At 67.4% G+C, this 4,149-nt stretch carries 5 protein-coding genes; 3 read left to right on the top strand and 2 right to left on the bottom strand.

All coding sequences use genetic code 11. From position 1 onward, the window contains the following. The 3 genes from MLGJGCBP_RS16620 to MLGJGCBP_RS16610 all read left to right on the top strand — a co-directional run. A partial coding sequence (locus tag MLGJGCBP_RS16620; protein WP_236581144.1) for an enoyl-CoA hydratase/isomerase family protein occupies positions 1 to 288 on the top strand: 288 nt, incomplete at its 5' end. Positions 289 to 324: 36 nt separating this feature from the next. Further along, a complete protein-coding gene (locus tag MLGJGCBP_RS16615) occupies positions 325 to 1,359 on the top strand; it encodes a phosphotransferase family protein (RefSeq protein ID WP_160096992.1) in 1,035 nt (344 codons plus the stop codon). Positions 1,360 to 1,427: 68 nt separating this feature from the next. After that, positions 1,428 to 2,957, top strand: a complete 1,530-nt coding sequence (locus MLGJGCBP_RS16610; RefSeq protein ID WP_160096990.1) for an acyl-CoA synthetase — start codon at positions 1,428 to 1,430, stop codon at positions 2,955 to 2,957. 20 nt (positions 2,958 to 2,977) lie between these two features. Here the strand turns inward: MLGJGCBP_RS16610 and MLGJGCBP_RS16605 are convergent, their stop codons facing one another. Continuing rightward, a complete protein-coding gene (locus MLGJGCBP_RS16605; RefSeq protein WP_160096988.1) occupies positions 2,978 to 3,787 on the bottom strand; it encodes a PaaI family thioesterase in 810 nt (269 codons plus the stop codon). A gap of 101 nt (positions 3,788 to 3,888) precedes the next feature. Continuing rightward, on the bottom strand, positions 3,889 to 4,149 hold a 261-nt coding region (locus tag MLGJGCBP_RS16600; protein WP_160096986.1), incomplete at its 5' end, for an SDR family oxidoreductase.

Raw genomic sequence — 4,149 nt, 5'->3', positions numbered from 1 at the left:
TTCGTCGGCGCCGAGGAGGCCGCCCGGATCGGATTGGCGAACCGGGTGGTGCCGAGCGAGGACCTGTTCGACGAGGCTGTCGCGGTGGCGGAGGCGATCGCATCGAATTCGCCGGGCGGCGTCCGGATGTCGAAGCGTGCGCTGCAGCGCAATCAGGAAGTGACGTCGTATGCGGCGGCGCTGGAGTTGGAGAACCGGGGCCAGGCGCTGCTCACCCGGTGCGCCGACATGCCGGAGGCGCTCGCGGCGTTCAAGGAGAAGCGGGCGCCACGCTTCACCGGCGAGTAAGGATCGACTGATGACGACATGGACGGAGGCGAGCGCATGACCTGGGAATGGACGCCCGACACGCTCGGTGCGCTGGAGTCGTTCCTGCGCGATCGCGGGATCACCGAGGGCCCGCTCACGACCGCGGGGATCGGCGACGGACATTCCAACCTGACTTTCCTCGTGTCCGACGGGGTCCGTCAGGTGATCGTCCGCCGCCCGCCTCCTCCGCCGATTCCACCGGGCGCGCACGACATGCTGAGGGAAGCCCGTCTCGTCGGCGGCCTCGCCGGCAGCGGCGTGCCGGTGGCGGACGTCCTCGCCGTCGGTCAGACCGGCGACGTGCTCGACGTCCCGTTCTACGTGATGGACTACGTCGCCGGGCCGGTGGTCACCACCGAGACCCCGCCGGCGCTGAGTGAGCCGGCGGACCGACGCCGGATCGGGGAGGCGTTGATCGACACGCTCGCCGCACTGCACGCGGTGGACTGGCAGGCCGCGGGTCTGGGCGACCTGGGCCGCCCGGAAGGATTCAACGAACGCCACCTGCGCCGCATGGGCAGGTTGGTCGCGGCCGAGGACGGGACACCGCCGCCGGAGTTCGCGGACATCGACGCATGGCTCGGCGCCAATGTGCCCGCCGAATCCGGGGCGGCGATCATCCACAACGACTACCGCATCGGCAACGTCATCCTTGCTCCCGATTCGCCGGGACGTATTGCCGCAGTGCTGGACTGGGAGCTCGCGACGATCGGCGACCCGCTGTTCGACCTCGGTTACTTCCTCGCGTCGTATCCCGTCGAGGGGGAGGAACGCACACCGACCGAGGACCTCGGCACCGCCGTCCTCGAGGAGGGATACCCGACCCGGGACGAACTGGCTCAGCGGTACGCGGCGGCCACCGGCGCCGACCTGTCGAACCTGAACTGGTACACGGCGCTGGCCCTGTGGAAGCTGGCCGTCCTGTACGAATACGGGCGGCGCCGCGCCGTCGCCGGAGTCGGCGACCAGTACTACCGCGACGAGGCACTGGTGCGCTCCTTCCTCGACGCCGCACACCGGACGGCGGGATTGAAAACCGTCTCCGCCTGATCCGCGGGCAACCTCGTCCACCAGCCGGCGGGAATCGCATCCGGTCTTCGATGTCGAATGGAGTATTGATGAACCCGATGGGACTGGCCACGTGGCTGCGTCGGCGCGCCGAGCGCGACGGAGATCGATCGGCGTTGACGTTCGCCGGTGAGACCCTGTCGTTCGCGGCGCTGCAGCGAGAGGTCGAATCCTTCGCGGATGTGCTCTACGGGTGTGAGATCCGCTCCGGTGACCGTGTCGCCTACGTGGGCTTCAACCACACCCGCTTCCTCGTGGCGCTCTTCGCGACGGCACGGCTGGGCGCGATCTTCGTGCCTCTCAACTTCCGGTTCACGGGAAATGAACTTGCGCAGAACATTCAGGACAGCGACGCTTGCCTGCTGATCGCCGACGACGCGCATACCGCCCCCGTCGACGAGGTGCGCGGCGATCTCGGCGTGCGGCGCTATCTACGAATCGGCGAAAGTACTGACGGTTGGGACGGCGTCGACGACCTTCTGGCACTTCATCACGCCCATGTCGAGGAGGCCGCCGTCGATGTGGATTCGCCGGCCCTGATTCTGTACACGTCGGGAACGACGGGGCGGCCGAAGGGTGCCGTACTCACACACCGAAATGTGTGGACCAGCAACGTCAACTGGATGCTGGCGGTGAACTACAACGCCGATCACGTCGCACTCACGTCGGCGCCGCTCTTCCATTCCGGCGGCAGGTGCGTCATGACTCTTCCGACACTCATGGCAGGGGGCCACGTCGTCGTCCACGAACATTTCGACGCCGGGTCGCTACTCGACGACATCGAGCGCTACCGGGTGACCTCGCTGTTCATGGTCCCGGCCATGATGCTGTTCGCGAGCAAGCACGAGCGTTTCGACACCGCGGACTTGTCCAGCGTCCGCATCATCGTCGCGGGCGCGGCGCCCGTCCCGGAACCGATGCTGCGGTTGTATGGGGCACGCGGGATTCCCGTGAGCCAGTGCTGGGGTCTGACCGAGGCCGCCACAGGGGCGACGTTCCTGGGGACAGACCGTGCCCTGGAGAAACTCGGCTCCTGTGGCACCGCCGGCATGCTCAACGAGGTGCGGTTGATCGACTTCGAGGGAAACGTTCTCACCACGCCGGGTGTTCACGGCGAACTGTGCGTGCGCGGCGACACAGTGTCCCCGGGGTACTGGAACCTGCCCGAGGCGACGGCCGCGGCGCTGGGTGCCGATGGTTGGTTCCGCACCGGCGACGTGGCCTATCAGGATGAGGACGGCTACTACTACATCGCGGACCGGCTGAAGGACATGATCATCAGCGGTGGCGAGAACGTGTACCCCGCAGAAGTCGAGAGCGTGCTGTACGGTCACCCGGCCATCGCCGAGGTTGCGGTGGTCGGTGCCCCCGACGATCGCTGGGGAGAACGTGTGGTGGCGGTGGTGGTGCTCGCACAGGGGGCGGATCTCGACCTGGAGGAACTCCGGGACTTCGCCGGCGGCGAATTGGCCCGGTACAAGCTTCCTCTCGAATTACGCATCATCGACGTTCTCCCGCGGAACACGACCGGAAAGGTGCTCAAGCACGAGTTGCGTGCGATGAGCGGCACCGGCGCCTGATTGTCGGCGCAGACTTGCGCTCACATGCGATGGCAGGTGACTGTCGCTGTGGTGCAGGTCTTTCCGGCTCGATTGCGCGCGGCGACCTGGACGACGGCGAAGCTGCGGCCACGGTAGATGACCCGGGGAGCGAAGGTGAGCGGCTCGGTCCCCGGGCATGGGCGCACGAACGCCATGGCGATCGAGGTCGTCTGGAACTCGGGCTCCGGTGTCACCGCGGAGAGACCGGCGATCTCGGAGGCGCACAGGAGGATACCGCCGTGAACGTTGCCGAGCGGATTGCAGTGCGATTCGGCGGCTTCCAGTTCCAGCCCTGCGGCGGCATTGTCCCGCCGGTGGTGGGCACCGAGCAGTTCGATGATCGAGGACGCGCTCGGTACGATGGGTGGCACGTAGTCGTCCGCAATTCCGGTCGTTATCTCCGCGGCGACGAAACGGAGCCGAGCGCTGGCGATGGCCACGACCTGCCCGGACTCGTCGACGGCCCGGCCGGTTGCCAGGCCGCCGTCAGCGTCGGATGAGACGACGCTGCTCTCCGCATGGAGGATCGAACCGTCGACCGCCGGGCTCAGCGAGAAGTCGAGGTGAAGTTCCGTCGTGACGGCCCACTGTCCGGCGGGGATGCGGGCGGCGATCGGGTATCCCGTGACGTCGTCCATCAGGACGCCGAGAGCGCCGCGGCAGGGAAGGCCGCGTTCGTCGGACATCCACGGTCCGGTCTGCATCCGAGACTTGCCGTGAGTGGCGTCGCCGATGACGGGAGCCACACGGAACAGTGCTTCGGCACCCGCCGAGATGAACGGAAGTGCCTGGAGATTATCGGTTGTCATGTCTCTTCCGGCGGATACGGCGCGGACTACGAGCGCGCATGAGAAAGGCCTGCCGGCCGGGACTTGTCGTCACCGACTGGCAGGCCCGGTCTGTGAGGGGGTCAGACTCCGCGCTGCGACTTGGCGGCTTCGCTGGCGGCCTTGCTCTTTTCCCGGGCGGTGGCCCAGTCCTCGTTGCTCATCGATGTCAGGCCGGCGAAAGTGCCGGGGCCGGCGAGCATCTGGCCGCCGTCCATGGCGATGGTCTGGCCGGTGAGGTAATCGCAGGCATCCGACAGCAGGAAGATGGTGAGGTTGGCCAGTTCCTCCATCGTGCCCATCCGGCCCATCGGCACCTGGTCGGCCTGGGTCGCGCCGACGGC

Source organism: Rhodococcus sp. T7 (assembly GCF_009872365.1).
GTDB lineage: Bacteria > Actinomycetota > Actinomycetes > Mycobacteriales > Mycobacteriaceae > Rhodococcus_F.
This window is presented reverse-complemented; position numbering and strand designations above follow the sequence as displayed.